General features: G+C 35.4%; 1 protein-coding gene. It reads right to left on the minus strand.

All coding sequences use genetic code 11. The annotated features are described in order from the left end of the window. Nucleotides 1–1,052: 1,052 nt before the first annotated feature. Nucleotides 1,053–1,328: YadA-like family protein (locus HNQ69_RS07575; protein ID WP_183229409.1), on the minus strand; the 276-nt coding region annotated here is incomplete at its 5' end.

Genomic DNA, 1,328 nt, shown 5'->3' on the forward strand with positions numbered 1-1,328 from the left:
CTTTACATCATTACCTGCAAATGCAGCATATATTTTTTTCATAAAGAAATCCTCCAAGTAAGAAAAAACAGGCTTAAAACCTAAAAAGATAGACTCTGATGCAAGTCGAACTTTAGAAGTGGATGTTTTGAATGCTTTTTGTTGCTCTGTGACAAATTCAGGGTTGTCCTGGCCAATAAGGACCCTATATTCAAATACTGATGAGATTGTTTTTGACCATCAACCAGCAGGGTGATTGCTATCCTTTTCGCAGGCGAGTGAAAGTTTTTTGCACGGAAATTTTTGAAGTAGGAAGTAGGAAGGGTTTTATGACATAAAAAAGCCATATTTTTAATGTTATCCTCCGGTGTATTGTTATAAGGTTTGTAATATGACAAATGACAAGAAGGGATTTGGGGTATTTTTTAGATAAGGTGATGGTCCTTTTCGTGCTTTTCATGACAGATACGGAAAAGCTTTAGTAATTTGATGCAGTGTTAGTGCACGGAAGAAAGTTGTAAGGTCAATTTATTTAGATTTATAATAAATAAGGTAAGTGTACTTTTATTTAAGTGATTGTGTCCTCCCCCTCCCCTTTGAAGGAGTTTTGATTTCTCAATTAATTTGCTTTTTCAATTAAATTGCTCATGTTCTATTTCGCCAGCCTGGTATTTAGAGGATAATAAATAAAATAGCAAGAAATATTTTGTGCTTTAGATCATAAAAAATATATTACTGTTATTATTACAGTGTCTTTAAAGGAAAATCAGGAGAAGATGGTTTGTAAAAGCCGATTTGGAGAATAAAAAAGCGATTTTAATTAAATACTCTTTGACTTTATCAAAATTGCTCTCATCATGTTAGTTCTATCTTCTATGAAATTGGCATAAGCTTTATCTCTTTGCGACTAAAGATCACCCTTTTAGAAGAGATCTATTTCTCATGGGTAATTTAATCTCATGAAAATGTTTGTTAAACCTTATCTATAAAATGTAAAATGCCCTTGCTTAATCAAAGCAAGGGCAACAAGCTTATTGTAGAAAAATTTTCTCTATCAGTTCAAGTTTTCTCTATCAGTTCAAGGTTAAACTGAATCCAACACCTACCCCCCAATGACCTCCAGCACTGGTCGCAGAGATGTTAGAGCGAATTTTCCCGTCCTCAGATGTATAACCAGTACCAAAAGCAAGGGCCGATTGGCTACGCCATAAGCCGCTACCAAAGGCAACACTGAGTTTGCCAGGTGTGTCATTGTAACGCAAGTTAGACACAGCCAAGCCAATAGCTGCCCCTTGTCTTGCTTCTTTGCGTGCTCCCTCAATGTTATAATTTAATGCTTCAAACTTCAT

This window comes from Bartonella callosciuri, from assembly GCF_014203215.1.
In the GTDB taxonomy this organism is placed as follows: Bacteria; Pseudomonadota; Alphaproteobacteria; order Rhizobiales; family Rhizobiaceae; genus Bartonella; species Bartonella callosciuri.